Raw genomic sequence first — 26,070 nt, 5'->3', positions numbered from 1 at the left:
GCCGGAAGCCCTCGTACTGGGTGTACTTGGGTTTTCGGCCGGTGCGGCGAGAGGGCGTGCCGGGCGTCGCGACGGGCGAAGGTTGCCTGACGCGGCGCTAGCATCCCGGCATGACGGCCCACCCCACGTACCCGCCCAAGCCCCGCCCCGGCGACCGGATCGCGATCGTCTCACCCGGCTTCGCCGGACCGGGCGCCTTCCCGCTCCCGCACGAGCTCGGGCTGCGCCGCCTGCGCGAGGAGTACGGCCTCGAACCGGTCGAGTACCCGACCACCCGCAAGCTCGACGCCACCCCCGCCGAGCGCGCCGCCGACCTGCACGCCGCCTTTGCCGACCCGACCGTCACCGCCGTGATGGCCACCCTCGGCGGCGACGACCAGATCACCGTGATCCCGCACCTCGACGCCGAGCTGATCCGGGCCAACCCCAAGCCCTTCTTCGGCTACAGCGACAACACCAACCTGCTCGACTTCCTGCACCGCCAGGGCATCGTCGCCTACCACGGCGCCGCCCTGATGACCCAGCTCGGCCGCCCGCACGCCGTCCACCCGCTCACCGACGCCTCGCTGCGCGCCGCGCTCTTCGACGGCGGCCCGTACGAACTCACCGAGGCCGCCGACAGCAGCACCGTCCTGGGCCGCTGGGAGGACCCGGCCACCTTCGAACGCGAACCCGCCGCCGAACCCGCCACCGGCTGGCACTGGCACCGCCCCGACCGGGTCGTCGAGGGCACCTGCTGGGGCGGCAACCTGGAGATCCTGCACTGGATGGCCGCCGCCGACCGGCTGCGCCCCGTCGAGGAGCACGCCGGGGACGTGCTGTTCCTCGAGACCTCCGAGGAACTGCCCAGCGCCACCGAGGTGTTCCGGATGCTCCGCAACCTCGGCGAACGCGGCCTGCTCCGGCAGTTCCCCGCCGTCCTGGTCGGCCGCGCCATGGCCTGGACCTTCGAGCAGCCGAACGACGCCGAGGGCCGTGCCCGCTACCGCGCCGAGCAGCGCGCCGCCGTCCTGCGCGCCCTGGACGCCTACGCCCCCGACGCGATGGCCGTCTTCGACGTCGACCTCGGCCACACCGAACCGCAACTGGTCATCCCCTACGGCGGCCGCGTCCGCGTCGACGGCCCGGCCCGCCGGATCACCGTCACCTACTGACCGCCCCCGGACGCCGCCGCCGGACGCCGGAGGCCCGCTGTCGGACGCCGCCGGTACCTTGTCGGTCGAACCACCCACCCGCACCCCGGAGCCGAGACGCATGTACGAGGAACAGCTCGCCGAGTTCTCCCGCGAGCGGCTGGACGGCCGTCCGGTGCCCGACGACCTGCGGACGCTGCTGATCGAGCAGTGGGAGGGGCGGGACGACCTCGCCCGGCTCCTGCACCTGGAACTCTTCGAGGCCGGGGCACCCCACCCGCTGCTGGACACCGACTACCTGAGCGCGGCCGAACTCGCCGACCCGGAGATGCAGTGCGTCAACGCCGCGGCCGCGGCGATGGCCGAGCACGTCAAACTGGTCGCGGAGGGCGGCAACGGCTGGTTCGGCTACTGGCTGCACCCCGACGAGCCCGCCGACCGCGGCTGGCGCCCGATCGAGCTGGACACCGAGTTCAGCTACTGGCGCCCCAGCGGCCGCACCCTGGCCGAAGCCGCCGCGGCCGATCGCGCGGCCCTCGAGGACGAGCCGGACCAGCCGATCGCGTTCGCCCGGCTGGCCGCCCGGCTCGCCGAACTCGGCCTGCCGTTGGAGACCCGGGAGTACGACGCGCTCGACGACACCGAGTACCGGGTGGACCCGGAGAAGCTCATGGAGGAACTGCTCGCCGCCGAACGCGAGCGCCGCGGACTGCACTGAACGCCCCGAACCCCCGTGCGGCGCGCCCACGTCCGGCCGAACGGGCGGGCGCGGGCTCGGCGGGCGGACGAGCACGGGGTCCATGGCTCCTGACGCGTCCACCGCCGCTCCGGGCGGGCTGCTGATCACCAACGTGCGGGTCTTCGACGGGATCGGGGACGAGGCGGTGCCCGGGTACGTCCGCACCGAGGGCGACCGGATCGCCGAGGTCGTGCTCGGGCACCCGGCGCCCGCGGCCGGGACCGCCGGGACGGTGATCGACGGCGGCGGCCGCACCCTGATGCCCGGCCTCACCGACGCCCACGTCCACCTGATGCTGATCGGCGGGACGGCGGCCGGGCTCCAACTCGCCCCCACCGGAGCGGTGTACTACCAGGCGCCGGCCTCCGCCAGGGCGATGCTGCTGCGCGGCTTCACCACCGTCCGCGACCTGGCGGGCGACACCGACCCGCTGCGCCGCGTCCTGGACGCCGGGCTGTTCCCCGGCCCGCGGATCCACCCCAGCCAGGCCGCGCTCTCGCAGACCTCCGGGCACGGCGACTTCGGCCCGGTCTACGACCCGCCCACCGCGCTCGGCGGCCCGCCGTCCCGGGCCGAGCAGCTCGGCCTGATGCGGATCGCCGACGGGCCCGAACGCGTCCTCGCCGCGGTGCGCGAGCAGCTCAAGCGCGGCGCCACCCAGATCAAGCTGATGGCGGGCGGCGGCGCCGCCTCCGGCTACGACCCGCTGGACGTCCTGCAGTTCACGCCCGCCGAACTGGAGGCCGCCGTCCGGGCCGCCGCCGACTGGGGCACCTACGTCACCGTGCACGTCTACACCGCCGAGGGCGTGCGGCGTGCCGTCGACGCGGGCGTGCGCTGCATCGAGCACGGCCACCTCGCCGACGAGGCCACGATCCGGCTGCTCGGCGAACGCGGCGTCCGGCTCAGCACCCAGCCCTTCGCCGAGGACGACCACCACTTCGACAGCGCCGACAGCCGGGCCAAGAACCGCCAGGTCTGCGGCGGCGTCGCCGACACCTTCCGCTGGGCGCTCAAGCACGGCGTCCGGCTCGCCTTCGGCACCGACCTGCTGCTCGAACCCTCCCTCGCCCACCGGCAGAACGAGATGCTGGTCCGCCTCGGCAGCTACCTCGACCCCGTCGCCGCGCTCAGACTCGCCACCTCCGGCAACGCCGAACTCTTCCGCCTCGCCGGCCGCCGCGACCCCTACCGCGACGCCCCGCTCGGCGTCCTCGTCCCCGGCGCCTGGGCCGACCTGCTGGTCGTCGACGGCGCCCCCACCACCGACCTCGCCGTCCTCGGCGACCCCGGCCGCAACCTGCGGCTCATCGTCAAGGGCGGGACGGTGCACAAGAACACGCTGGGGTGAGGGGGAAGTTCAGGACGGCGGGCGGAACGTCGCCCGGTAGGTGCTCGGCGCGACGCCCACGTGCTCGCGGAACAGCGCCCGGACGTTCCCCGGCGTGCCCAGCCCGCAGCGGCGCGCCACCGCCTCCACCGTCAGGTCCGTCGACTCCAGCAGCTCCCGGGCCCTGGCCAGCCGCGCCTCCAGCAGCCAGCGCATCGGCGGCAGCCCCGTCCCCGCGTGGAACCGGCGGATCAGGGTGCGCCGCGACACCCCCGCCCGGCGGGCCAACTCATCGACGGAGAGCGGGAGATGGAGGTGCTCGAGGACCCACTCGTGCAGCCGGGCCAGGCCCGCGCCGGGCGCGGCGGACGGCGGCAGGTCGATGTACTGGGCCTGCCCGCCCTCCCGCTGCGGGGCCGCCACCAGCGTCCGGGCCCGCTGGTTGGCCACCCGCGCCCCGTGGTCGCGGCGCACCAGGTGCAGGCACAGGTCCAGCCCCGCCGCGACGCCCGCCGAGGTCAGCACCGCGCCCTCGTCCACGTACAGCACCTTCGGATCCACCGCCACCCGCGGGTACGCCGCCGCCAACTCCGCCGCGTGCTGCCAGTGCGTGGTCGCCCGCAGCCCGTCCAGCAGACCGGCCGCCGCCAGCACGAACGCCCCCGTGCAGATCGACACCATCCGCGCACCCCGGCCGGCCGCCGCCCGCAGCGCCGCCACCACCTCCGGCGACGGCGGCGACAGCTCGGCGCACCCCGGCACCACCACCGTGTCCGCCGACCCCAGCACCTCCAGGCCGTCCGGCACGTACAGCTCCGGCCCGCCGTGCACCGGCACCCGGCCCGGCCGGGCCGCGCACACCGCCAGCGCGTACGGCGCCTCCGGCCAACTCCCGAACACCTGAAGGGGAATGCCCACGTCCAGCGGCAGTACGCCCGGCAGGACCAGTACCACCACCCGGTGCGGCCGCGACACGGACTCCATGGCACGATCCTATCGGCCGACGGCACCCGTGCCACTGCCGGGCCTGCGCCCGGCCGCCGTACGGTCGGGGCCATGAACACACCGACGCCCCTGGTCCCCGCCCTGCCCGCCGGCCCCGTCGCCACCGCCGCCCTCGACCTCCTGCGGGCCGCCGTCAGCCCGCCCGTCGCCCACCACAGCGTCCGCAGCTACCTGTTCGCCCGGCTCCTCGCCGACCACGAGCAGCTGACGCCCGGCACCGACTACGACGACGACCTGCTCTTCCACGCCTGCCTCCTGCACGACCTCGGCACCTCCCCGCAGGCCCCCGGACAGGCCCGCTTCGAACTCGAGGGCGCCGACCTCGCCGCCGAGTTCCTCACCCGGCACGGCTACCCCGCCGACGCCGTCGACCAGGTGTGGGAGGCCATCGCCCTGCACTCCTCCGCCCAGATCCCCGACCGCCGCGGCCCCCTCGCCCGCCTCACCCGCCGCGGCGTCACCGCCGACTTCGGCATCGACACCGCCCACCTCACCGACGCCCACGGCGAAGCCGTCCACCGCGACCACCCCCGCCTCGACATGACCACCGCCCTCGTCGACGCCATCACCACCCACGCCGCCCGTTCCCCACAGGCCGCCCCCCGCTACACCCTGGCGGGCGAACTGGCGCGTGAGCGTGGGGAGTCGGGGGTGACGGGGCTGGAGCTGGGGACGGCGGCGGGGCGTTGGGGGAGTTGATCGGGGCCGGCATTGGGTTCGGGGGTGAAGGGCGGGCGAACTGGCGCGTGAGCGTGGGGAGTCGGGGGTGACGGGGCTGGAGTCGGGGACGGCGGCGGGGCGTTGGGGGAGTTGATCGGGGCCGGAGTCGGGGGCGTCGGCGGGATGTTGAAGGACTCCGGTGGCGGTGCTTTCGCTCAACTCGCCCGGCTGGAAGCCGCGTTGCGGTGCGCAGCGCGGCGGGCCACCGGGGGGAGGGTGAGGGCCGCGCAGGCGAAGACGGCGGCGAGGGCGGTCCAGCCGGTGGTGCCGTGCGGGAGGACGAGGGCGGTGAGGGCGGCGGGGGCGAGGGCCTGGCCGAGGGCGACGCCGGTGTGCAGGACGCCCTGGTAGGCGCCGTGGGCGTGTTCGGGGGCCAGGCCGTACCCGAGGGCCCAACTGCCCGCCTGGGACAGCACCTCGCCGGCGGTCAGCAGCACCACCGCCCCCAGCAGGACCGCCACCGCCACCCCCGGCGTCCGTCCGGCGGCGCCCGGCGCGGTCAGGCAGGCCGCGCCCACCAGCAGGCCGCTGAGTCGGAACGACCTTGCCGCGCCCGCGAGTTCGGAAACCCGGCGGACCGCGAGCACCTGGAGCAGTGCGACCAGCACGGTGTTGGTGAGCAGCAGCCAGCCGGTCACCGCCGGACGGGCCGCGGTGTGGCCGAGCGTCCACAGCGGCAGGCCGACCTCCAGCACCACGTACAGCGTGTTCACCACCGCGTTCAGCACCGCCACCCCCACGAAGGGCAGGTCCCGCAGCGGGCGCGCCGCCACCGCCGGGGCCGCGCCCGGCGCGGGTGCGGCGCCCGCCGGCACGGCCCGCAGCGGCAGCAGTGCCAGCAGGTACGCGGCCGCGCTCGCGCAGACGGCCGTCCGCAGCGCGCCCCGTCCGCCGTGCGCCAGCACCAGGGAGCCGAGCGCCGCGCCCGCCCCGATGCCGACGTTGTTGAGCGCCCGCAGCACGGCCAGCGCCCCGGTCCGGGCCCCGGCGGGCAGCGCGTGCGCGTACAGGGTGGAGCGGGCCACCCCGTTGGCCCGGGAGGCCGCGCCGGTCACGCACACCAGCAGGACGAACGGCCACAGCGAGGAGGTGAACGCGAACACCGCCGTTGCCCCCGCCTGCACCACGTGCACCACCGCCAGCACCGGCTTCGCGCCCAGCCGGTCGCACAGCCGCCCCACCGGCAGCGCCGCCGGCACCCCGCACAGGCCCGCCGCCGTCAGCGCCGCGCCCACCACCCCCGCCGAGAAGCCCAAGCCGCGGGTGAACCAGAGCGTCCCCACGGTCAGGAACAGGCCGTTGCCGACGGCGTTGACCAGCAGCAGCGCCGCCAGGCGGCGCACCACGGGGGAGGCGGACGGCGGGCGGACCAGGGGCGGGGAGGCGGTGCTCACGTTCATGCCGCCCAGCACACCCGGCGCCGCCCGGCGCCGGAATGGATTTACCCTGGCGGTCAATGATCCGCTTCCGGCTCCGCCTCGCCGACCTCGCCGCCACCTCCTTCGCGTACTCGCCGCTCCAGGAGGCCGTGCTCAGCCTGCGGATGTGGACCCACCACGCCCGCCGCTTCCCCGCGCTGCGCCCCGCGTTCGAGGCGGTGCGCCCCGGGTTCGAGCAACTGCCGGCCCGCCCGCTGCTGCTCTCGCTGGTCGCCCGCCGCCGCTACTGGGTGCCCGACTTCCTCACCCCGCGCCCCGCCGTCCCCGCCCCCGCCCTGCGCGAGGAACTCGCCGCACTGCGCGCCACCGACCCGGCCCGGCTGCGCCCCGGCATCGAGCAGACCTTCCACCCGCTCGGCGAGCCCGTCCCGCCCGTCCTCGCCGACGGCCTGCGCCACCCCGAGCGGCTGCTCGCCGAACTCGCCGGCGCCCTGGAGGCGTACTGGCACGCCTGCCTGCTCCCGCACTGGTGGCCCCGGGCCCGCACCGTGCTGGCCGCCGACCTCGCGCACCGCGCCCGCACCCTCGCCGAGGGCGGCGCGGACGCCCTGTTCCGCGGCATCAGCGAACGGCTCTCCTGGGCCGACGACACCCTCACCATCCGCCGCGGCGGCCCCTGGCCGTCCACCCCCGACGAGATCCCGGTCGACGGCCGCCGCCTGCTGCTCACCCCCAGCTGCTTCGCCGACGGCGTCTCCACCATGCTCGACCGGGACGCCCCGCCGCACATCGTCTACGCCACCCGCGGCCTGGCCACCCTCGCCGAACGCCCGCCGCCGCCCGCCCCGCACGCCCTGGCCGCCCTGCTCGGCGCCTCCCGGGCCCGGCTGCTGGTGATGCTCGCCGACGACGGCCCCGCCACCACCACCGAACTCGCCCAGCGCCTCGCCGTCACCCCCGCCGCCGTCAGCCGCCACCTAGCCGCCCTGCACGCCGCCGCCCTGCTGGAGCGCACCCGCCACGGCCGGCACGTCCACTACCGCCCCACCCCGCTCGGCGCCGCCCTCCGCACGGGGAACGGCCACCCCTGACGGGGCGGTCTGACGCCGAGGCGAACGGGCACAGGGTGGTCGGGCGCTGGGGCGGTCGGACGCTGGGGCGGACCGGCCGGCAGGAGGGCCGGTGCGCGACGTGCCGGGGGTCGGGGTGACACGCCGTCGGCTCCGGCCGTCCATAAGCGGAGGGTCATCATCCGCCTACGCTGGGGCATGCGCAACTCCACCAGTCCGAGCAGGACCGCCCTGGTGGTGGCCGCCGCCGTCGCCGCCACCTGGAGCGTGCTCCCGCAGCCCGCGTCCGCGGCGGGGGTCGGCAGTTGGGCGGCGCTCAGCGGCGCGTTCGCGAACCCGGCGGGCGTCGGCGGGCACGCCGAACTGGACGCCGACCTGGCCCAGGGCGCCGCCGCCGGCCTGCGGCTCGCCGACGGGGCAGCGCTCACCCTCGACCTGAACGGCCACGACCTCGACACCGCCGGCATCGTGCTCGGCGCCGGCAGCACCCTCACCCTCACCGACACCACCGCCGCCCCCGGCATGCTCACCGCCGCCGCCCCGGACACCGAGGGCGCGGGCATCGCCGTGGGCGGCGCCACGCTGCTCGTCCAAGGCCGGGCGAACGTCCACGCCTCCGCCGAGCGCAACGCCGCGGCCGGCATCGGCGGCGACGCGGGCCACCCCGAGGGCGGCACCGTCACCATCACCGGTGACGCCCACGTCACCGCCGTCGCGGGCCAGTTCGGGGCCGCCATCGGCGGTGGAGACCGGGGCAGCGGCGGCAGCACCACCATCTCCGGCAACGCCGTCGTCACCGCCGAGGCCACCGACGGCGCGGGCATCGGCGGCGGCGACTACAGCCCCGGCGGCACCATCCGGATCACCGACCGCGCCACCGTCACCGCCACCAGCGACGGCGGCGCGGGCATCGGCGGCGGCTACTACGGCGGCGACGGCGGCCAGGTCACCATCGACGGCGCGGCCACCGTCACCGCCACCAGCACCGGGCGCGGCGCGGGCATCGGCGGCGGCCAGGCCAAACGCACCACCCCGCCGGTCGGCGGCAACGGCGGCACCGTCCTGATCGCCGGCACCGCGCGCGTCTCCGCCACCGGCGCCACCAACGCCGCGGGCATCGGCGGCGGCTCCGGCGGCGCGGGCGGCTCGCTCACCGTCCGGGACGCCCCCGTGGTCACCGCGACCGCGGTCGGCACCGGCGCGGGCATCGGCGGCGGCAACCAGGGCACCGGCGGCACGGTCGTCCTGGACGGCGGCACCGTCACCGCCGTCAACCGGGCCGCGTACACCTCCTCCGCCGTCGGCCAGGGCAACTCCGCCACCGGGTTCGGCTCACTGGCCGTCCACGCCCCCGCCAAGCTGATCGTTCCGGGCGGCGCCGCGCTGCGCGTCCCCGCGGGCGTGACCGTCACCGGCGACGGCTCGCTGCTCAGCGGCGGCGCGAGCAACGGGCTGGTCGTCAACAACGGGGCGATCCAACTGCCCACCGCGGGCGTCCAGTGGCAGCAACTGGGCGTGAAGCCGAACAACTTCCTGATCACCTTCGACGCCAACGGCGGCACGCCCACCGAGGCCGTCCGGGTGTTCGCCACCTCCTTCGCCGCCGGGGCCCGCACCGTCCCGGCCCCGCCGACCCGGGCGGGCTTCGCGTTCCAGGGCTGGAACACCGCCGCCGACGGCAGCGGCCAGGCCGTCGAGATCGGCCCCGACACCCCGCTGAGCGCCGACCGCACCGTCTACGCCCAGTGGGTCGCCGAGACCGCCACCGCCCTCGCCCCGCGCGACACCCCCGAGGAGGGCGTCGACCTGCCCGTCGACATCCACGTCACCGCCGAGGACCCGGCCGCGGGCACCCCGCCCGGCACCGTCACCCTGTACGTGGACGGCACTGCCGTCGGCACCGCGACCCTGGACGCGGACGGGCGCGCCGTCCTGACGTACCCGCACCCGACGGCGGGCACCCACGTGCTGCGCGCCGAGTACGCCCCGGCCGGACGCGAGTGGCGGGCCTCGCGCAGCCCGGACGTCCCGATCGAGGTGGTCACCCCGTCGCCGAGCCCGAGCCCGAGCCCGTCGCCGTCGCCGTCGCCGTCGCCGAGCCCGTTGCCGGAGCCCACGCCGAGCCCCGCGCCCACGCCGACACCCAGCCCCACGCCGCACCCCGTGCCGACCGACCGGCCCCGGCCGCACCACCACGGCGGGCGGCTGCCGTCGACCGGGGCGGGCGGCGTCGGTACGGTCGCCGCGGGGACGGCGCTGAGCGTGCTGGCTGGTGTCGGGGTGCTGGTGTTCGCCCGCAACCGCCGTCGGCGGGAGGGGCGTTGACGGCCCGAGGGGTCGGCGGACTGACGGACTGACGGACTGACGGAGTGACGGACTGACGGGTTGACGGGTCTGCGGGCCGTGGGGTGGGACGTTGAGGTCCGATTCGCGCCAGCCCGCCCCCCGTCCGGCTGGTGGACTGGCCAGGAACACCCCACCGCCCACGGACAGGACCTCCGGCATGGCCGCCACCACCCACCGCCCACCCGCCGCCCCCTACGGCCGTCCCGGCCGACGGCTGGGGCAAGGAGGCTGGCCCGCCGTGCTGGCCGTCACCACGGGCGTGTTCTCCCTCGTCACCACCGAGATCCTGCCGATCGGCCTGCTCACCCCGATCGGCGCCACCTTCCGGATCTCCGACGGCACCGCGGGGCTGATGATGACCCTCCCGGGCCTGGTTGCCGCGGTCGCCGCACCGGCGGTGACGGTCGCGACCAGGAGCGCCGACCGGCGGACCGTGCTGTGCGCCCTGCTGCTGCTCCTGACCCTGGCGGACCTTCTCAACGCCCTCGCCCCCGCCTACTGGGCGGTGCTGGCCGCGCGGGTCGCCCTCGGCCTGGTCATCGGGGCGTTCTGGTCGGTCGGCTCGGGGCTCGCCGCCCGGCTCGTCCCGGCACACCGGCAGGGCCGGGCCACCACCGTGTTCTTCACCGCCGTTCCGCTCGGCTCGGTCCTCGGCGTACCGGCGGGCGTGTTCCTCGCTTCGCTCGCGGGCTGGCGGGCCGCCTTCCTGGTGGCGGCCGCGCTGACCGTGCTGACCCTGGCCGCCGTGCTGCTCTCGCTCCCGCCGCTGCCCCCGCTGGCCGTCACCGACCTCGGCGTGCTGCGCGGCCTGCTCGCCGGGCGGGGCACCCGCAGCGGCCTCGCCGCGACCTTCCTGGTCGTGCTGGCCCACTTCGGCAGCTACACCTACGTCACCCCGTTCCTGGAGACCAGCGCGCACGCCGGGCCCGGCCTGGTCACCGGCCTGCTGCTGGGGTACGGCGCCGCCGGGCTGCTCGGCAACGCGCTCGCCGGAGGCCGCGCGGCGGGCGCCCTGCGGCCGGTCTTCGGCACGGCCGTGCTGCTGCTCGCCGCCGCGACCCTGCTGATGCCGCTGCTCGGCACCGGTGGCCCGGGCGCCGCCGTCCTGCTGGTGCTGTGGGGCGCGGCGTACGGTGCCGTGCCGGTGTGCTCCCTGAACTGGTTCCTGGCCGCGGCCCCGCACGCCCCGGAGGCGGCGGGCGTGCTGTTCACCTCCTCCTTCCAGGCGACCCTGTCGATCGGCGCCCTGACCGGCGGCCTCGTGGTGGACCGCTCCTCGCCCGCCACCGTGCTGGTGCTCGGGGGCGCCGTCGCCCTCCTGGCCGCCGCCGTCGTGCGCGGGTACGGCCACCGGGTCGGGCCGCCCGATCCGGCGGCCGGAGAGCGGGGACGGCGCTGAGCGTGCCGGCTGGTGTCGGGGTGCTGCTGTTCGCGCGCAACCGCCGCCGGCGGGAAGGGCGTTGGGCGTCAGCCCGAGAAGTGGTAGCCGCCGGGCTGCCCCCACGGGTCCGCGTCCACCGGGTCGGGCCGCAGGCCGATGTTCAGGGTGATGGCGGCCGCCGTGAGCAGGGCGATCCCGAAGACCACGCAGACCACCACCAGGGCGGCCGTCCCCACGGACTCGTCCTCGCGCACCGTCTTCTTCGGGTTCCGGGGCCGGTGGCGGATCGTCAGTTCGTCGCCCACGACCAGGTCGCGGGCCATGACGTGGGAGCGGTGCGCGACGCCGTCGGGCGTGCGGTACTCGAGGATCGCCCAGCGGGACGAGGACGAGTGGTCCTCGTGCCGGTGGTTCTTCACGTACGTCTCCAGGCAGCGCGCCTTCGCGGTGCGCCCCTCGGAGGCCCAGCGCCGGCCGCGGAGCAGCGCGCCGGGGATCCCGGCGCCCAGGACGGCGAGCCCCGCCGGGCCGGTGATCAGTCCTGCCACCAGCATCGCCGTGTCGGCCATGGGGCGTCTTCCCTCGTTCCGTTCGGTTCCCGGGCGGTCGGATGAGCACCGGAGTCGCACAAGTGTGCCCGCGGCGCCCGTCGGGGCCAAGGGAGTTCCGGCAGCCGGGACGACCCCGTGACGCGGCGGCGACCCGGTCGGGACGAACGCCGCCGCCGGGACGCCCCGCCGGTCACTCCCCGATGCCCAGGAAGCGCAGCACCGCCAGCACGCGGCGGTGGTCGGCCTCGGCCTCGGGCAGGTCGAGCTTGGCGAGGATGTTGTTGATGTGCTTGGCGACCGTGCTCTCGGTCACCGCCAACCGCTCGGCGATGCCGGCGTTCGACCGGCCGCCGGCCATCAGCTCCAGCACCTCGCGCTCGCGGGCGGTCAGCCGGTCGAGCGGCACGCTCCGGCGGCGGACCAGCAGTTGGGACACCACCTGCGGGTCGAGCACGGTGCCGCCGGCCGCCACTCGGTGCAGCGCCTCGACGAACTCCTCGACGTCGGCGACCCGGTGCTTGAGCAGGTACCCGACCCCGGCCGTGTCGCCGGAGAGCAGGTCGGCCGCGTACCGCTCCTCGACGTACTGGGACAGCAGCAGGACGGCCGTCCCGGGCCACCGGTGCCGGATCAGCAGCGCGGCCTGGACCCCCTCGGCGGCGAAGTGCGGCGGCATCCGGACGTCCACCAGCGCGATGTCCGGACGGTGCCGCTCGACCGCCGCCAGCAGCCCGTCGGCGTCGCCCGCCTCGGCCACCACCTCGTACCCGGCCATCTCGAGCACCCTGACCAGCCCGACCCGGAGGAGGACCGAGTCCTCGGCGATCACCGCGCGCACGGCAACTCCGCGGTGACGCTGGTGGGCCCGCCCACCGGGCTGCTGAGGGAGAACCTCCCGTCCACCGACGCCACGCGTCTGACCAGCCCGGCCAGCCCGGTGCCGCCCGACTCGTCCGCCCCGCCCACGCCGTCGTCGGTGACGACCAGGAGCAGTGTGCCGCCGCTCTGCCCGACCGAGACGTCGACCCGGGTGGCCCGCGCGTGCTTGACCACATTGGCCAACGCCTCCGACACCACGAAGTACGCCACCGCCTCCACCGCCGGGGAGGGCCGGCGCGGCAGGTCCACCGAGAGCCGCACCGGCACCGGCACCCGGGCGGCGATGCCGGACAGCGCCGCGTCCAGGCCGCGGTCCTCCAGCACGGCCGGATGCAGGCCGCGCACCAGGTCGTTCAGCTCCGCGATGGCCTCCTTCGCGTCCCGGTGCGCCGCGTCGATCACCTCGCGCGCCTCGGCCGACAGGCCGTCACCGAGGGTGGCCCTGGCGAGGCCCAGGTTCACCGCCATGGACACCAGGCGCTGCTGGGCGCCGTCGTGCAGGTCCCGCTCGATCCGGCGGCGCTCCAGGTCGGCCGCGTCCACGACACCGGCCCGGCTCTCGGAGAGGTCCTCGATCCGCTGCGCCATCTCCTCGGCGCGGCTGGGGCCCAGCAGCCGGATGGCCGCGCCGGTGTCGGCCCGGGTGAGGGCGTCGGCGAGCCGGGCCGAGAGCCACAGCACGGCCAGGCCGGCGGCGGTGAGGTACCCGGCCTGCGTGCTGTACCCGGGATGGCCGACCCGCCACTGCCACGGCAGCAGCATCATCCACAGCAGCACCGTGGACGCTGCCAGGGCGAGCAGGAGCATTGCCAGCACGACCGCGGCGCCCACCGCCACCAGCGGGCCGACCAGGACGTGGTAGGCCGCCTGGCGCCACGTCGACCGGGCCGCGAGCCGCGCCCACCCCTGCTCCTTCTTCTTCTTCTCCTCCTCCTCCGCGCGGCGCGGGACCTCGACCCCGAGCAGGGCCCGGAAGCGGCGGCGCTGCACGGCGGTCAGCAGCGGAACCGGCAGGACGAGCAGCGCGGCGAACAGCCCGGCCGACTGCACCGGGATGCCCGCGGCCAGGAACGCGGTGTGCCGCCGGACTCTGCCGAGCCGCCGGCGCACCTTGACGGGGAGTCGCATGCCCTCACGATAACTACCCGTGCACCAACGGTCATTCACGCCAATGCCCGTACCGGTGGTGAAGCCAGCACCACCACCGGACGGGTGCCGGCGGTGCGGAACGCGCCCGGCCCCGGCCCCGACCGGGCGTCAACCCCTCGGGACCCGGCCTGGCCGGTCCGACCGCCGACCACGTATCGTGGCCGGGATCGGAGCGTGGTGGGGGACACCACGGTGTACAGGCACGGCGTCGCACGGGCGACGGACGGGGGCGGTGACCGAACGGTGGCTGACGTGGCATCGACGACCGGGAGCGGGCCGGAAACCGATCCGGAGGAGGCGTTCGGACTGCCCCCGAACCCGACGGCTCCGAACCCGACGGCTCCGAACCCGACAGACCTGGCCCCGACGAACCCGGCCCCGCCGGTCCCGAAGCTTCCGGCCCCGGAGCAGGCGTCCGAAAGCCCGGCCGCCGCCGACCCGTTCGCGACCTCCATCAACCTGGTCGTCCCGGACGCCGCGCTCGCCGCCCCGCCCACCCCCACCCCGGCCGGCGGCACCGTTCTCCCGCCGCCGCCGCCCGCCGCTCCGCCCGGCGGCACCGGCTGGACCGGCACCTTCCCGCTCCCCGCCGTCATCGACGCCCCGCCCCCCGCCGCCGCCGGGGCCGCCCCGCCCCCCGCCGCCCACGGCATCGGCGGCGGCCTGCGCGGACGGATCCTGGTCATCGAGGGCGGCTACGGCGGCGGCCGCCGCTGGGGCCGCGGCAGCGCCCACGCCTCCGTGCTCTCCGCCGCGCTGGCCGGAGTCGCCCCGCAGGTCCTGCTCTCCGCCGACCAGGTCGACGCCGTCCACCTGCCCGGCGCCAGCGACCCGCAGACCGTGCTGGCCCACCTGCGGGCCGCCGCCCGCCACCCCGGGCCGCTGCTCGTCCACCTCGGCGGCCACCTGATCACCGACCGGCGCGGCGAACAGCTCTACCTCACGCTGCGCGAGCACAAGAGCTCCGAAAGCCTGCCCTGGTCCGCCATCGCCAACGAACTGCGGCACCGCGGAAGCGAGTTGGACACCCTGGTGATCGGCGACCTGAGCGCCGACCAGGTCGTCTGGCCGACCCTCGCCGCCACCGCCGGGCAGCAACTCTCCGAGGGCGTCCCGCTCTGGGCCGTGGTCAACCACGACCCCGACCAGCTCGGCACCTTCACCCGCGGCCTGATCGAGACCCTGCACCGGGGCCGCCCCGGCGCCGACCAGTTCCTCACCCCCGAACTCGTCCACCAGCAGGTCAACTCGGTGCTGCGGGCCGACACCGTGGTGATCGCCTCGCACCCCGCCGACCGGCCCTACTTCCGCAACACCGCGCGGCAGATCGGCGGCGGCGAACCCGCCGCCACCGCCCCGGCCCGCCCCGCCGCCGGGGCCCTGCCCGGCGCGGCCGCCGTGCCCGGCACACCCCTGTCCGGTGCCGCTGCGCCCGGTGCCGCCCTGCCCGGGGTCGCCGCGCCGGGGGCCACCGTGCCCGGGGTGGAGCCCGTCCGGCCCAAGCTCGCGCTCAACTGGGCGCCGCGCGGTCTGGTTTCGCTGCGCAAGGCGGGCGTCCCGGCGACCCCGCCGCGTCGCAAGATGATCGTCTCGCTGGTCAAGGGCGAGCCGATGGTCCCCGCGGACGCCCCGTCCTCCGGCGCGGCGCCGTCCGTCGCGGCGCCGTCCACTGCCGCGACCACGCCGCTGGTGCCGCTCGAGAAGCCCGCGCCGACCCCGCCGCGGGTCGAACTTGGCAAGGGCGCCACCGCGTTGCCGGTGTCCGGGCCCGAGGCCGAGCCCGAGAGCGAGGCCGAGACCGAGGTCGTGCCCGCCGTGTCCGCCGTGTCCGCCGCACCCACGGTGACCTTCGCCAAGGCCGCCGGGGCCGCCGAGGCTGCCGAGCCGGCCGAGGACGCGCAACTCCCGGGCGCGGCCGACCCGTTGGCCGCGACCGTTCCGCTGGACAAGCCGGCCCCCGTACCGCTCGTCGAACGCGCCCCCGAGCCGGAACCGGTTCCCCGGCACGACCCGCTCGCCGCCACCGCCCTGATGCCCAGGCTGGCCGCCGCCCCGACCGTGGAACTCGCCAAGAACCCCGAAGCGGAGCAGGCGGAGAAGGCCGTGGCCGAGCGGGCCGAGCGGGCCGAGCCGGAAGCCGGGCAGGCGCCGCCCAGCGAGTACCTGGAGGCGATCGGCGACATCGTCCGCAGCGCCGAGGCCGGGGACCACGACACCGCCTCCGCGCTCGCCCTCGCCCTGGAGGAGAAGGCCGTCGGCGCGTACGGCTCCCGGGCCTCCGTGGTGCTCCAGGTCCGCCAGGTCCGGGCGCACGTCTGCCGGGTCGGCGGCCGGCCCTCGGTCGCCGCCGAGCTCTACCGGCAGGTCGCCGCGACCCTGTTGCAGACCGACGGCCCCGAGCACCCCGAGACCCAGCGCGCCGTCACCAACGCCGAGGCGTGCTGGCGGGCGGTCAAGGACCCGGCCGAGGCGATCCGGATCGCCCCCGACATCATCGAACTGCGCGCCCACCTCCCCGGCCCCGACAACCGCAAGCTCCGCGCCGCGGAACGCTACCTGCGCCAGCTCGCCGACAGCCGGGGCTGACCCTCCCGCCGACCGGGCCCGCCCCGGCCGCTCAGCGGTCGACGGACCAGGGGGCGTCCGGGGGAGGGGCGCCGTGGGCGAGGAGGTGGGCGGCGACGGCCACGGCCCGTTCCAGCGGGACGGTGTCCTGGTCCGGGTAGGAGTCGGCCTGGCCGTTGGCGAGGACGAACCCGTCGCTCCACTCCTCGGCGTCCGCGTCCGGATCGGTGGCGTGCTCGCCCGGGTCGCCGGGGCCGTCGAGCAGCACGACCATGGCCCGTTCGCCGTTCGAGACGACGGCCAGTCGCCGCCCCAGGGAGCTGTGCAGCCAGTGCTCGGCGGGGCCGCCGGCGAGCCGTCCGCGCAGGGCGGAGGCGGTCGCCGCCGTGCCGTCGTCCGCGAACTCCCAGTCCTCCGTGCCCCGTTCGCCCATCTGCCGCTGTTCCTCTCCGGGTCGGGCCGCGCCACCGGCGGCGCTACGCTTCGCCGCATGCCATTCTCGCGTTTCCACGCCGTGGTGTTCGACTTCTTCGGCACGCTCACCCCCGCCGTCCCGTCCCGGGTCCGGGACGAGCACGCCGCGCGCAGCGCCGCCCCGCTGGGGATCGAGCCGCAGCGGTGGCGCCGGGCCTGGGACGAGTCGTGGCCGGAGCGGTCGGTCGGCGGGCTCGGCGGGCTGCGGGAGACGGTCGCCGAACTCGCGGCGCGCTGCGGGGTGGAGTCGCCGGACCGGACCGCCCTGCTGCAGGCGTGCGAGGCCCGACTCGCCGCCCAGCGCGAGCTGTTCGCGCCGCGGCGGCCGGGATGACCGCCGTCCAACTGCGCGCCGAGGACTGGGCCGAGCACGAGACCTACGACCGCGAGACCGACTGGACGGGCCGGCGGGCCACCGCGCTGGTGCAGATCGCCACCGGGCTCGACTACCCCGTCGTCCTCCAGCCGGAGCAGGAACGCCCCGGGGCCGACCGGCCCGGCCCGGCCGCCGCCCCGTCCCCCGCCCCGTCCGCTGTGCTGTCCGCCGCGCTCAGGGCGCCTTCGGGAGGGGGCGGTCCACCACCGGTCCGTCGGTCGAGAGCGCGGCGAGGAGCTGCAGCTTCTCGTCGCTCGCGCTGTCCTTGTCGGGGTAGTAGACGACGAGGATCACGTCCTCGACGGGGAGCTTGTCCCGGTGCAGGCGCAGTTCGCCGACGACGGGGTGGTGCACCGTGACGGTGCCCCCGTCGAGGGCGCGGACGTCGTGGCGGGCCCACAGGGTGCGGAAGCGCCCGCTGGCGAGGGCGAGTTCGCCGACGAGTTCGACGAACCGGGGGTCATCCGTGTCGTCCCCGACGGTGGTGCGCAGGGCGGCGGCGAAATCGGCGGTGGCCCCGTCCCAGTCCTGGTGGAAGGCCCGCTCCTCGGGGTCGAGGAACAGCGAGCGGAGCCGGTTCAGCCCGGGGCGCAGCCGGGGGGAGAACGCGAGGGCGATCGGGTTGGCGGCCAGCACGTCGAACGCCCGCCCCTCGACGAACGCGGGGACGGTGAGGTGGGCGAGCAGCTGGTGCACCCGGGCCGGGACGTGTTCGGGCCGCTCGCGGCGCGGCGCCCGGGGGCGGGCCGCCGCCAGGCCGAGCAGGTACGTCCGCTCGACCTCGTCGAGGTGCAGGACGCGCGCGAGGGACTCCAGTACCTGCGCCGACGGGTTCCTGTCGCGGCCCCGCTCCAGGCGCAGGTAGTAGTCGGGGCTGATCCCGGCGAGCAGGGCGACCTCCTCGCGGCGCAGGCCGGGCACCCGGCGGGTGCCGCCGGGCGGGAGCCCCGCCCGCTCCGGGGTGACCAGCTCGCGCCGGGCCCGCAGGTAGTCGCCGAGCCGGTTGCCGGATCCGTCGTCCTTCATGCCGTCCACCGTAACGCGGTGCGCGGCACCGAACGGGGGCCCTGTCAGGACCAGGGAGGACGGGGGCCCTCCCGCCCCCGGCGGCCCCGGCCGAGACTGCTGGAGGGCCGTTCCGGAGGGGACGGCAGCCATCACCCGACCGCGCCGCCGCACCGCACCCCGGCGGCGCCCGAACGAGAGGGAGGACCCCGTGGACCTCTCCGACCGCACCGTCCTCGTCGTCGGCGGCACCTCCGGCATCGGGAGGGAGCTCGCCCGGCGGTTCGCCGCGGCGGGCAGCACCGTCGCCGTCGGCGGCCGCGACCCGCAGGCGCTCGCCGAACTGGAGCGGGAGGGCTTCGCCGCCGTCGCCGTCGACGTCACCGACAGCGCCTCCGTCGCCTCCGCCCGGGACGCCGTGCTCGCCCGCCACCCCGGGCTGGACACCGTGGTGACCGCGGCGGGCGTCATGCTCACGGAGGACCTGCGCGACCCCGCGCACTTCGCGGCGACGGCGACGGCGATCGACACCAACCTGCTCGGCACCGTCCGGGTCGTCGACGCCTTCACCCCGCACCTGATCGGGCGCGGCGCCGGCACTTTCGTCACCGTCACCTCCGGCATCGCCTTCCTGCCGTTCCCGCCGATGCCCGGCTACGCCGCGTCGAAGGCCGCCGTGCACGCGTACTCCGAGGCGCTGCGGGCACAGCTCGCCGGCACCGGCGTCGGGGTCGTCGAACTCGTCCCCCCGGCCGTCGCCACGGCGGGCCAGGAACGGGTGAACCCGCACGCACTGCCGCTCGACGCCTTCGCCACCGAGGTCATGGACCTGCTCGCCCAGGACCCCACCCCGCACGAGATCCTGGTGCGGGGCGTCCTCGGGCACCGCTGGGCCGAGCGCGACGGCACCTACGACGCGCTCGTCGCCCAGCGCTCCCGGGCCCTGGACACGCTTCCCGGCCGCCGGCGCTGACACCCCCCCGCCCCCACCGGAGCCGCCGTCCGACCACGGCCGGCTGCGCGTTCTAGCGCGCGCCGGTCCGGTTCCAGAACTGGTGGACGAGGCCGCTCGCCGAGGTCGCCGACTCGACGGTGAAGCGGTCCTGGACCTCGGCGAGCCCGTCCCACATCGACACCCCGGTGCCCAGGACGACGGGCACGGTGACCAGGTGCATGAAGTCGACGAGGTCGGCCGCCAGGAACTGCCGGACGGTGGAGGGGCCGCCGCCGATGCGGACGTCCCGGCCGCCGGCGAGCTCCCGGGCGTGTGCGAGTGCCTCCTCCGGCGTGGCGTCGAGGAAGTGGAAGCTCGTGCCGTTGGCGAAGGAGACCGGGTCGCGGCGGTGGTGGGTGAGCACCACCACGGGCGTGCGGAAGGGGGGCTCGTCGCCCCACCAGCCCCGCCAGTCGTCGTCGGTCCACTCGCCGGTCTGCGGACCGAACTTGCCCCGGCCCATGATCTCGGCCCCGACCCCCTGGCCCCAGGTGCTCGTGAGCGCGCGGTCGAGGGTGATCGGCGCGTCCACGGCGTCCACCCCGTGGATGAACCGCCCGTCGAAGTACCCGAACAGCCTTCCGGCGTCCCCGATGGGCTTGTCGAGAGTGATCGTCTCGCCGGCGCTGTAGCCGTCCAGGGAGATGTTGAAGTTGTGCACGCGGACTTTGGCCATGCGGTCCACCTTCGGCAAGTGCTCGCGGTCTTTGAGCGGGTCGCCGCGAGCCTACGGCCCGGTGCTGACAACCGCGGGCACGGCCGCTCCGACACGTGTCGGCGTTCCGCCCCGGCCTAGCGGGCGCCGCCGTTGACGTACAGGGTCTGGCCGCTGACGTACGAGGCGTCCTCGCTGGCCAGGAACGCCACCACGGCGGCGACCTCCTCCGGGCGGCCGACCCGCCGCAGCGGGGTGCGGCCGGCGACCTCGGCCTGGTGCTCCTCGGGGGTGGCGCCGACGCGCTCGGCGGTCGCGGCGGTCATCGAGGTGGCGATGTAGCCGGGGGCGACGGCGTTGACGTTGACGTTGAAGGGGCCCAGTTCGATGGCGAGGGTCGCGGTGAGGCCCTGGATCCCGGCCTTGGCCGCCGCGTAGTTGGCCTGGCCGCGGTTGCCCAGCGCGGAGCGCGAGCTGAGCGAGACGATCTTGCCGTACTTCTGCGCCACGAAGTACTTCTGCGCGACGTGCGCGCAGTTGTAGGCGCTGGTCAGGTTGACCGCCAGGACGGTGTCCCAGTCCTGCTTGGGCATCTTGAAGAACAGGTTGTCGCGGGTGATCCCGGCGTTGTTGACCAGGACGTGCACCCCGCCCAACTCCTCGACCACGGCGGCGAACACGGCCTCCACCGCGTCGTAGTCGGCGACGTCGCACCCGTAGGCCCGGGCGGTGCCGCCCGCCGCCAGGATCTCCTCGACGGTGCCCTTCGCCCGCTCCGCCGTGAGGTCGACCACGGCGACCGCCGCGCCCTCCGCGGCCAGCAGCCGCGCCGTCGCCGCACCGATGCCCTGCGCGGCGCCGGTCACCACCGCCACCTTGCCGTCGAACCTGCCCACCGTGGTACTCCGTTCCTGATGATCCGTCATGTTGCTTGGGAAGAAGGGGAGTTCAGTCGCGCTCGACCAGGACGGCCGAGCCCTGGCCGACGCCCACGCACATGGTGGCCAGGCCGCGCCGGGTGCCGGTGCGGCGCATCCGGTGCAGCAGGGTGGTGAGGATCCGGGCGCCCGAGCAGCCCAGCGGGTGGCCCAGCGCGATCGCCCCGCCGGAGGGGTTGACCAGCTCCGGGTCGATGCCCAACTCGCCGACGGAGGCCAGGGCCTGGGCGGCGAAAGCCTCGTTGAACTCGGCGGTGCCCAGGTCGCCGGTCTTCCAGCCGGAGCGCTCCAGCACCCGCCGGGTGGCCGGCACCGGCCCGATGCCCATCACGTCGGGGTGCACGCCCGCCGAGGCGCCCGCCACGTACCGGCCCAGCGGCTCCAACTCCAGCTCGGCGAGGGCTCGTTCGCTCACCAGCAGCAGCGCGGCCGCACCGTCGTTCATCGGCGAGGCGTTGCCCGCCGTCACCGTCCCGCCGGGGCGGAACACCGGCTTCAGGGCGGCCAGCTTCTCGGCGGTGGTGTCCGGCCGGATCGACTCGTCGCGCTCCACCAGCGCGCCGTCCGGGCGGGTGACGGGCAGCAGTTCGGCGTCGAAGTGCCCCGACTCCCGTGCGGCGGCGGCCAGTCGGTGGCTGCGCAGCGCGAACGCGTCCTGCGCCTCGCGGCCGATGCGGTAGCGGGCGGCGACCTCCTCGGCGGTCTCGCCCATCGACAGCACGCCGTGCAGTTCGCGCATCCGCGGGTTGGTCAGGCGCCAGCCGAGCCGGGTGTCGAAGGTCTCCATCCGGTGCGGCAGCGCCTCGTCCGGGCGGGGCAGCACGAACGGGGCGCGGCTCATCGACTCGCAGCCGCCCGCCACCACCACGTCCGCCTCGCCGGAGCCGATCGTCCGGGCGGCCGTGGTGACGGCCTCCATCCCGGACGCGCACAGCCGGTTGACGGTCGCGCCCGGCACGCTGTCCGGCAGCCCGGCCAGCAGGACGGCCATCCGGGCCAGGTTGCGGTTGTCCTCGCCCGCCTGGTTGGCGGCGCCCCAGTACACCTCGTCGATCCGCGCCGGGTCGAGGGCGGGCACGTCGGCGAGCAGCCCGCGCAGCACGGCCGCCGACAGGTCGTCGGGCCGGACGGCGGACAGCGCGCCGCGCAGCCGTCCGATCGGGGTGCGGCGGGCGGCGGCGATGAAGACCGGAAGCACTTCGTCGGGCTCCTTGTCGGTGGGTGGGGGTCGATGGGGGCGGGGAAACGGGGTCAGAACGCGTTGACGCCGGTCAGCGAGCGTCCGATGAGCAGCTTGTGGATCTGGCTGGTGCCCTCGTACAGGGTCATCACCCGGGCGTCGCGCAGGTACTTGCCGACCGGGTACTCGTCGATGAAGCCGTAGCCGCCGAACACCTGCAGCGCGTTGTTGGCGCAGCGCACTGCCGCCTCGGAGGCGTACAGCTTGGCGACGGAGGACTCGGTGGCGAACGGCAGCCCGCGGTCGATCAGGTCGGCGACCCGCCAGGTCAGCAGCCGGGCCGCGTCCACGTCGACGGCGGTGTCGGCGAGCAGTTCCTGCACCAACTGGTGGGCGGCGATGGGCTTTCCGAACTGCTCGCGCTCCCCGGCGTAGCGCACCGCCGCCTCCAGCGACGCCCGTGCGATGCCCACGCAGCCCGCCGCGACCGACATCCGGCCCTTGGCCAGCGCCGCCATCGCCACCTTGAAGCCCTCGCCGACCCCGCCCAGGCGCGCGCTGTCCGGGACGCGCACCCGGTCGAAGGACAGCTCGGCGGTCGCCTGCCCGCGCAGGCCCAACTTGCCGTGCACCAGCCGCCGTTCGAAGCCGGGCGCGTCGGTGGGCACCAGGAAGGCGGTGACGCCCCGGTGGCCTGCCCCGCCGGTGCGGGCGAAGACCAGGGCGACGTCCGCCCACGTCCCGTTGGTGATGAACATCTTTGCGCCGGAGATCAGCCAGTCGCCGCCGCCGCCGCCGCCGTCGTCGCCGCTGTCGCCGCCGCCGTCCCGTTCGGCCCGGGTGGTCAGGTTGGCGGCGTCCGAGCCGGTGCCGGGCTCGGTCAGCGCGAAGCAGCCCAGCGCCTCGCCCGAGCACAGCCGGGGCAGCCACTCGCGCTTCTGCTCCCCGGTGCCGAACGCGTTCACCGACTTGGCGACCAGCCCCAGCGAGACCGACACCACGCCGCGCACCGAGGAGTCGCCGCGCCCCAGCTCCTCCAGCACCAGGCAGTACGCCAGGTGGTCGCCGCCGCTGCCGCCGTACTCGACCGGCAGGGTCAGGCCGAGGAAGCCCAGCTCGCCCAGCTTCCGGACGATCCCCAGGTCGATCGACTCCGCCCGGTCCCAGTCGGCGGCGAACGGCACGATCTCCCGGTCGGTGAAGGTGGCCGCCAACTCCCGTACGGCGGCCTGCTCCTCGGTCAGTTCCAGGTCCACGCGGCGACACCCCGAACGCTCGGCACACAGGCGGTGATCTTGCGGCGCCGATAAACTAGCACTGCAAGTTTTACGGTGACTGTAGCCCGCCCCGGCCCGACACGGAAGAGCACCCGCCGGGCCGCCCCCGACCGCCTGCGACAATGACCCGGACCCAGCAGCCCGCGCCCCAGGAGGCGGAGATCGCCCGACCCCGCACCCCCCTGCTCAGCCGGGAGCGCATCATCGCCGCCGCCCTCGCCCTGGTCGACGCCGAGGGCCTGGCCGCGCTCTCCACCCGCCGCCTGGCCGCCGAACTCTCGGTCAGCGGCCCCTCGCTCTACAACCACTTCGCCACCAAGGACGAACTGCTCGACGCCGTCGTCGACAGTGTGATGGGCGAGGTCGACCTCACCGTCTTCGACGCGCCGGACGACTGGCGCACCGCCCTGCACGCCTGGGCCCGCTCCTACCGCGCCGCCCTCGCCGCCCACCCCCACCTCGTCCCCGTCCTCGCCCAGGGCCCCGGCCGCCGCCCCCACGCGCTGCGCCTCGCCGACGCCGTCTTCGGCTGCCTGGTCGAAGCCGGCTGGCCGCGCGGCCAGGCCACCCGGATCGGCGCCCTGATGCGCTACTTCGTCACCGGCTCCGCCCTCGGCTCCTTCGCCGCCGGCTTCCCCGACGACGCCGCCCTCTACGACACCGCCGACTACCCCCACCTCGGCGACGCCCACCGCCTCGCCGAACACCGCCGCACCATCGACGAGGGCGCCTTCGAGACCGGCCTCGACGCCCTCCTCGACGGCCTCGAACTGCGCTACCGCCGCCTGCCGGCCTGAGCCGTGCTCACGCCTCCTCGTGCTCGTAGCAGCCCGGCGCGCACTCCGCGGGCTCCGGCAGCGTCCAGTGGAACGGCCAGAAATCCGCCGCCTCCTGCGAGTCCACGGCCGGCTCCGGCAGCCCGACCGGGCGGCGCAGCAGGCAGCGGTGGCGCAGCAACTCCTCGGCCTCCGCCCGGGACAGCCCTTCTCGCCGACGGTGGTCCGACAGCCGCTCGGGGGTGCGCACCACGTTCAGCCGGTCGCCGTCCGCGGTCCGGAAGTCCATCCGGTGGCTGGTGCTCCACTGCGAGTTGGAACCCCAGCCGTGCGACAGGTCGACCGGCCGCCGCCCGCGCCGCCGGAACGCCCAGTACATCGGCGAGGCGTCCGCCCAGCCCGGCTCGGCCACCCGGGCGCCTGCCCGGACCCGCACACCGGCGCGGGTGAACAGCAGTTCGCCGAACACGAACCCCGGCCAGAGCACGTCCAGCAGCTCGATCGGCGCGTCCGGGTCCTCGGCGGGCACCAGTTCGGCGACCTCGTGCAGGAACGGGTCGAAGCCGCCCGCCGCACCGACCTCCGTCATGCCGAGCCGGGCGAAGAACGCCGTGAACTCCTCCCGGCCGACGCCCACCCGCACCCCGTCCCGGACCGGCCCGTCGCCGAACGGCGGCTGGAACTCCAGGGCGAGCACGTCCGCGGTCCGGCTCAGCGCGTAGAGCTCGCACTCCAGCCGGTCCTGCTCCTCCGCCGACTGTGCGGTGAAGGCGTCGTACGAGGCCGCCGCCGCCAGCCGCTCCGGGTACCCGGGCAGGGCTTCCGCCGCCCAGGCGTCCAGCAGCAGCTGCGTCGAACTCCCGGTCCTCGACATCAGTGCGTGGTACAGCTCGCGCCCCTCGCCCAGCGGCTGCGTCCCGGCCGTCGGGAACAGCGCCTTCCCCAGTGCGCGCAGCGCCTGCCGCACCTCGCCGACCGGGTCGCCCGCGTGGTACGGGTGCTCGCTCGGTTCGATGCCGTCCAGGAACTCCTGGTAGCGCAGCGCGAAGTGGACGTGCACCAGCGGTGCGGCCAGCTCCAGGGACCGTTCCGGGGCGCAGTCCGGCATCAGCTCGCGCCAGGCGTCGACCCAGCGCGAGCGGACGTCCGCCCAGCGCTCGGGAGAGAGGAACGGCTGCGGCCGCAGGCCGTCCAGGGCCGGGTGGCCCCAGGCCGCGTCCGAGAAGTCCAGGACGGTGGTCCGCTCGCCGTCGAAGCGCCAGTTGCCCGGGTGGAAGTCGCCGTGCACCAGCGTCAACGGCAGCCCGCAGGAATCGAGTTCGCGGGCGATCGCGGGCAACTGCCCGGCCAGCTCCCGGGCCTGCGCGTACTCCGCCTCCGACAGCTCCGGGCGCAGCCGCTCCAGCAGCGCCGGGAAGCGCTCGGCCAGCGCGGTCGGCGAGCAGTCCGCCAGCTCGCCCGGCCCGTCCGCCGCGACCGCCGCCTGCACGGCCGCCCATCGGTCGACGGCCGCCAGCATGCCGTCCTCCGGCGCGCCCCAGCAGTCCACGCCCGGCACGTCCGCCAGCAGCACCCGCCGCCCGTCCGCCGCCAGCACCCTCGGCGTCAGCCCCGGCAGGGCCGCCTCGACCCGGGCGATCACCGCCGCCTCCGGCACCGCGAACGGCGGCGTGCTCTTCAGCCAGACCGGGCCGTCCGCCGTCGGGAACCGCGACAGCGCCGACAGGTTCCAGCTGCGGACCTGCTCCACCGGCCCGGTTCTCGGGCGGCCGAGGTTCGTCAACTCGCCGTCCGCCCAGGCCCATTCGGTGGCCAGGCCGTCCGCCGAGGCCCAGCGCAGCCGCAGCGGGTGCCCGGCGTCCTCGGTGCCCGCCGGGGCCAGCGTGCCGGTCGGACGCTCGGCCGCCACCGCCAGGTACACCGTCTCGCCGCCCCGGCCGCCCTCGCCGCCCGCCACCGACAGCAGGCGCAGCACCGCGAGCGGCACCCCCGCCGCCCGCGAGGCGGCCTCCGCCACCTCGCCCACCTGCGCCCAGTACGGCGACTCCGTCACGAACGGGCCCACCGCCCCCACGCGTTCGCCCTGCCACTCGACCACGACGGTCGCCGTCCGCTGCTCGTTCGTCTGCACCCGGGCATTCTCCGGAC

23 protein-coding genes are annotated in these 26,070 nt (G+C 76.0%); 11 read left to right on the top strand and 12 right to left on the bottom strand.

Annotated features, from left to right (window positions below; all coding sequences use genetic code 11):
* The first annotated feature begins 110 nt into the window (after window positions 1-110).
* From ACFUEL_RS03225 to ACFUEL_RS03215, 3 genes are all read left to right on the top strand, one after another.
* Entirely contained in the window at window positions 111-1,154 is a 1,044-nt protein-coding gene (locus ACFUEL_RS03225) for a S66 peptidase family protein (RefSeq protein ID WP_380234208.1), read from the top strand.
* Window positions 1,155-1,254: 100 nt separating this feature from the next.
* A complete protein-coding gene (locus tag ACFUEL_RS03220) occupies window positions 1,255-1,851 on the top strand; it encodes a hypothetical protein (protein ID WP_380234207.1) in 597 nt (198 codons plus the stop codon).
* A gap of 82 nt (window positions 1,852-1,933) precedes the next feature.
* Entirely contained in the window at window positions 1,934-3,223 is a 1,290-nt protein-coding gene (locus ACFUEL_RS03215; protein WP_380234206.1) for an amidohydrolase family protein, read from the top strand.
* Window positions 3,224-3,232: 9 nt separating this feature from the next.
* Here ACFUEL_RS03215 and ACFUEL_RS03210 read toward each other — a convergent pair whose 3' ends face one another.
* A complete protein-coding gene (locus ACFUEL_RS03210; protein ID WP_380234205.1) occupies window positions 3,233-4,186 on the bottom strand; it encodes a GlxA family transcriptional regulator in 954 nt (317 codons plus the stop codon).
* Window positions 4,187-4,258: 72 nt separating this feature from the next.
* On the opposite strand from ACFUEL_RS03210, the gene ACFUEL_RS03205 reads away from it, so the two are divergent.
* Window positions 4,259-4,906, top strand: a complete 648-nt coding sequence (locus ACFUEL_RS03205; RefSeq protein WP_380234204.1) for an HD domain-containing protein — start codon at window positions 4,259-4,261, stop codon at window positions 4,904-4,906.
* Window positions 4,907-5,082: 176 nt separating this feature from the next.
* Here ACFUEL_RS03205 and ACFUEL_RS03200 read toward each other — a convergent pair whose 3' ends face one another.
* Window positions 5,083-6,327 (bottom strand): MFS transporter, encoded by a 1,245-nt coding sequence (locus ACFUEL_RS03200; protein ID WP_380234202.1) that lies wholly within the window; start codon window positions 6,325-6,327, stop codon window positions 5,083-5,085.
* A 56-nt stretch (window positions 6,328-6,383) separates the two neighbouring features.
* Here ACFUEL_RS03200 and ACFUEL_RS03195 point away from each other — a divergent pair, with 56 nt between their 5' ends.
* From ACFUEL_RS03195 to ACFUEL_RS03185, 3 genes are all read left to right on the top strand, one after another.
* Window positions 6,384-7,397 (top strand): MarR family transcriptional regulator, encoded by a 1,014-nt coding sequence (locus ACFUEL_RS03195; RefSeq protein WP_380234201.1) that lies wholly within the window; start codon window positions 6,384-6,386, stop codon window positions 7,395-7,397.
* A gap of 177 nt (window positions 7,398-7,574) precedes the next feature.
* A complete protein-coding gene (locus ACFUEL_RS03190; RefSeq protein WP_380234200.1) occupies window positions 7,575-9,701 on the top strand; it encodes an Ig-like domain repeat protein in 2,127 nt (708 codons plus the stop codon).
* Window positions 9,702-9,879: 178 nt separating this feature from the next.
* Window positions 9,880-11,121, top strand: coding sequence for an MFS transporter (locus tag ACFUEL_RS03185; protein ID WP_380234199.1), 1,242 nt, complete (start codon window positions 9,880-9,882; stop codon window positions 11,119-11,121).
* Window positions 11,122-11,189: 68 nt separating this feature from the next.
* Here ACFUEL_RS03185 and ACFUEL_RS03180 read toward each other — a convergent pair whose 3' ends face one another.
* The 3 genes from ACFUEL_RS03180 to ACFUEL_RS03170 form a co-directional block, all read right to left on the bottom strand.
* Complete coding sequence (locus ACFUEL_RS03180) at window positions 11,190-11,672, bottom strand: DUF3592 domain-containing protein (protein ID WP_380234197.1); 483 nt, start codon at window positions 11,670-11,672, stop codon at window positions 11,190-11,192.
* Between the two features lie 172 nt (window positions 11,673-11,844).
* Window positions 11,845-12,492, bottom strand: a complete 648-nt coding sequence (locus tag ACFUEL_RS03175; RefSeq protein ID WP_380234196.1) for a response regulator — start codon at window positions 12,490-12,492, stop codon at window positions 11,845-11,847.
* Window positions 12,480-13,661, bottom strand: a complete 1,182-nt coding sequence (locus ACFUEL_RS03170; RefSeq protein ID WP_380234195.1) for a histidine kinase — start codon at window positions 13,659-13,661, stop codon at window positions 12,480-12,482. The genes ACFUEL_RS03175 and ACFUEL_RS03170 overlap by 13 nt, the downstream gene beginning before the upstream one ends.
* Window positions 13,662-13,934: 273 nt before the next feature.
* On the opposite strand from ACFUEL_RS03170, the gene ACFUEL_RS03165 reads away from it, so the two are divergent.
* Window positions 13,935-16,268, top strand: a complete 2,334-nt coding sequence (locus ACFUEL_RS03165; protein WP_380234194.1) for a hypothetical protein — start codon at window positions 13,935-13,937, stop codon at window positions 16,266-16,268.
* A 31-nt stretch (window positions 16,269-16,299) separates the two neighbouring features.
* On the opposite strand, the gene ACFUEL_RS03160 is transcribed toward ACFUEL_RS03165, so the two are convergent.
* Window positions 16,300-16,680 carry an Imm1 family immunity protein gene (locus tag ACFUEL_RS03160; RefSeq protein ID WP_380234193.1) on the bottom strand — a complete coding sequence of 127 codons (381 nt, stop codon included), beginning with the start codon at window positions 16,678-16,680 and terminating at the stop codon, window positions 16,300-16,302.
* 57 nt (window positions 16,681-16,737) lie between these two features.
* Between ACFUEL_RS03160 and ACFUEL_RS03155 the strand changes: the two genes are divergently transcribed.
* Entirely contained in the window at window positions 16,738-17,055 is a 318-nt protein-coding gene (locus ACFUEL_RS03155) for a hypothetical protein (protein WP_380234192.1), read from the top strand.
* A gap of 216 nt (window positions 17,056-17,271) precedes the next feature.
* On the opposite strand, the gene ACFUEL_RS03150 is transcribed toward ACFUEL_RS03155, so the two are convergent.
* On the bottom strand, window positions 17,272-18,123 hold the full coding sequence (locus ACFUEL_RS03150) for a helix-turn-helix domain-containing protein (protein WP_380234191.1): 852 nt from the start codon (window positions 18,121-18,123) through the stop codon (window positions 17,272-17,274).
* 190 nt (window positions 18,124-18,313) lie between these two features.
* Between ACFUEL_RS03150 and ACFUEL_RS03145 the strand changes: the two genes are divergently transcribed.
* On the top strand, window positions 18,314-19,075 hold the full coding sequence (locus tag ACFUEL_RS03145) for an SDR family oxidoreductase (RefSeq protein ID WP_380234190.1): 762 nt from the start codon (window positions 18,314-18,316) through the stop codon (window positions 19,073-19,075).
* A gap of 52 nt (window positions 19,076-19,127) precedes the next feature.
* Here the strand turns inward: ACFUEL_RS03145 and ACFUEL_RS03140 are convergent, their stop codons facing one another.
* The 4 genes from ACFUEL_RS03140 to ACFUEL_RS03125 all read right to left on the bottom strand — a co-directional run bounded on the left by ACFUEL_RS03140 (window position 19,128) and on the right by ACFUEL_RS03125 (window position 23,125).
* Window positions 19,128-19,772 carry a dihydrofolate reductase family protein gene (locus tag ACFUEL_RS03140; RefSeq protein WP_380234189.1) on the bottom strand — a complete coding sequence of 215 codons (645 nt, stop codon included), beginning with the start codon at window positions 19,770-19,772 and terminating at the stop codon, window positions 19,128-19,130.
* A gap of 116 nt (window positions 19,773-19,888) precedes the next feature.
* A complete protein-coding gene (gene fabG / locus ACFUEL_RS03135; RefSeq protein WP_380234188.1) occupies window positions 19,889-20,647 on the bottom strand; it encodes a 3-oxoacyl-ACP reductase FabG in 759 nt (252 codons plus the stop codon).
* 52 nt (window positions 20,648-20,699) lie between these two features.
* Entirely contained in the window at window positions 20,700-21,887 is a 1,188-nt protein-coding gene (locus tag ACFUEL_RS03130; RefSeq protein ID WP_380234187.1) for a thiolase family protein, read from the bottom strand.
* Window positions 21,888-21,940: 53 nt separating this feature from the next.
* Entirely contained in the window at window positions 21,941-23,125 is a 1,185-nt protein-coding gene (locus ACFUEL_RS03125) for an acyl-CoA dehydrogenase family protein (RefSeq protein ID WP_380234186.1), read from the bottom strand.
* 182 nt (window positions 23,126-23,307) lie between these two features.
* Here ACFUEL_RS03125 and ACFUEL_RS03120 point away from each other — a divergent pair, with 182 nt between their 5' ends.
* Window positions 23,308-23,943 carry a TetR/AcrR family transcriptional regulator gene (locus tag ACFUEL_RS03120; RefSeq protein WP_380234211.1) on the top strand — a complete coding sequence of 212 codons (636 nt, stop codon included), beginning with the start codon at window positions 23,308-23,310 and terminating at the stop codon, window positions 23,941-23,943.
* 7 nt (window positions 23,944-23,950) lie between these two features.
* Here ACFUEL_RS03120 and ACFUEL_RS03115 read toward each other — a convergent pair whose 3' ends face one another.
* Window positions 23,951-26,053, bottom strand: coding sequence for a phosphotransferase (locus ACFUEL_RS03115; RefSeq protein WP_380234185.1), 2,103 nt, complete (start codon window positions 26,051-26,053; stop codon window positions 23,951-23,953).
* Window positions 26,054-26,070: the final 17 nt, after the last annotated feature.

This window comes from Kitasatospora sp. NPDC057198 (assembly GCF_042670125.1).
Taxonomy (GTDB): domain Bacteria; phylum Actinomycetota; class Actinomycetes; order Streptomycetales; family Streptomycetaceae; genus Kitasatospora.
This window is presented reverse-complemented; position numbering and strand designations above follow the sequence as displayed.

Bases quoted from the DNA above. Each gene is read 5' to 3' on its own strand.
- ACFUEL_RS03225 (WP_380234208.1), top strand. From the start codon at position 111: ATGACGGCCCACCCCACGTACCCGCCCAAGCCCCGCCCCGGCGACCGG.
- ACFUEL_RS03220 (WP_380234207.1), top strand. From the start codon at position 1,255: ATGTACGAGGAACAGCTCGCCGAGTTCTCCCGCGAGCGGCTGGACGGC.
- ACFUEL_RS03215 (WP_380234206.1), top strand. From the start codon at position 1,934: ATGGCTCCTGACGCGTCCACCGCCGCTCCGGGCGGGCTGCTGATCACC.
- ACFUEL_RS03210 (WP_380234205.1), bottom strand. From the start codon at position 4,186: ATGGAGTCCGTGTCGCGGCCGCACCGGGTGGTGGTACTGGTCCTGCCG.
- ACFUEL_RS03205 (WP_380234204.1), top strand. From the start codon at position 4,259: ATGAACACACCGACGCCCCTGGTCCCCGCCCTGCCCGCCGGCCCCGTC.
- ACFUEL_RS03200 (WP_380234202.1), bottom strand. From the start codon at position 6,327: ATGAACGTGAGCACCGCCTCCCCGCCCCTGGTCCGCCCGCCGTCCGCC.
- ACFUEL_RS03195 (WP_380234201.1), top strand. From the start codon at position 6,384: ATGATCCGCTTCCGGCTCCGCCTCGCCGACCTCGCCGCCACCTCCTTC.
- ACFUEL_RS03190 (WP_380234200.1), top strand. From the start codon at position 7,575: ATGCGCAACTCCACCAGTCCGAGCAGGACCGCCCTGGTGGTGGCCGCC.
- ACFUEL_RS03185 (WP_380234199.1), top strand. From the start codon at position 9,880: ATGGCCGCCACCACCCACCGCCCACCCGCCGCCCCCTACGGCCGTCCC.
- ACFUEL_RS03180 (WP_380234197.1), bottom strand. From the start codon at position 11,672: ATGGCCGACACGGCGATGCTGGTGGCAGGACTGATCACCGGCCCGGCG.
- ACFUEL_RS03170 (WP_380234195.1), bottom strand. From the start codon at position 13,661: ATGCGACTCCCCGTCAAGGTGCGCCGGCGGCTCGGCAGAGTCCGGCGG.
- ACFUEL_RS03160 (WP_380234193.1), bottom strand. From the start codon at position 16,680: ATGGGCGAACGGGGCACGGAGGACTGGGAGTTCGCGGACGACGGCACG.
- ACFUEL_RS03155 (WP_380234192.1), top strand. From the start codon at position 16,738: ATGCCATTCTCGCGTTTCCACGCCGTGGTGTTCGACTTCTTCGGCACG.
- ACFUEL_RS03150 (WP_380234191.1), bottom strand. From the start codon at position 18,123: ATGAAGGACGACGGATCCGGCAACCGGCTCGGCGACTACCTGCGGGCC.
- ACFUEL_RS03140 (WP_380234189.1), bottom strand. From the start codon at position 19,772: ATGGCCAAAGTCCGCGTGCACAACTTCAACATCTCCCTGGACGGCTAC.